General features: G+C 40.0%; 1 protein-coding gene. It reads right to left on the bottom strand.

From position 1 onward, the window contains the following. Positions 1-515, bottom strand: a 515-nt coding sequence (locus tag GMD1S_RS08585) for an ATP-binding cassette domain-containing protein (protein ID WP_044135836.1), incomplete at its 3' end; no start/stop codon positions are given. Between the last annotated feature and the right edge of the window lie 172 nt (positions 516-687).

Below are 687 nucleotides of genomic sequence, written 5' to 3'. Positions count from 1 at the left end.
TCAACCGTCTCAAGGTCTAGGTCATTTGAAGGTTCATCTAAAAATAGAATCTCAAAGGGTTTTGCCAACTCATGGATGAGCTGAATTTTCAAAGCTTCGCCCCCTGATAGACTGCCAATTTCTTGGTCGCTAGCAAAACGGTCGCTATCAAAGTGCAATTCCTCCGCCAAACGATAAAGAATACTGTAGTCTAAATCAGCAGAATCCAAAAAGAAGTAGTCATGTAGAGTTTTCTTTTTCAGGTCCTCAGCTAGTTTTTGAGGAATGTAGGCCAGTGATTGAAGGTCAGACTGAATGTCGCCCTTGATAGTAAAATCAGGCAAAGCTTCCCCCATTAAAGCTCGTAGTAAAGTCGATTTGCCATTTCCCTCTTCACCAATAATAGCAACCTTTTCTCCGTCTTGGATAGTCATGGTTAGGTCAGATACAAGATCTCGTAGATCTTTGTTTTGTGTGATGGTCAGATGATTGATTTTTATCATATTGTTGCCCTTTCTAGAATGTCCATAGTGCATAACAAAAAGCTCTACTTTATCTAGTAGAGCCCAAAGTCACTGTCAAAACTCTATTATCCTCGTTGAAAAGGTCGTCAAACTAGCTTGGAGCTGCCTAACCCAAGAGGGGCAGATGATTAGCTTTCCAGTTTTTTGATTTTCAATGAGGACAAGATACTAGAAAATCTAGTAT

The organism is Streptococcus sp. GMD1S (genome assembly GCF_000296875.1).
Taxonomy (GTDB): domain Bacteria; phylum Bacillota; class Bacilli; order Lactobacillales; family Streptococcaceae; genus Streptococcus.
This window is presented reverse-complemented; position numbering and strand designations above follow the sequence as displayed.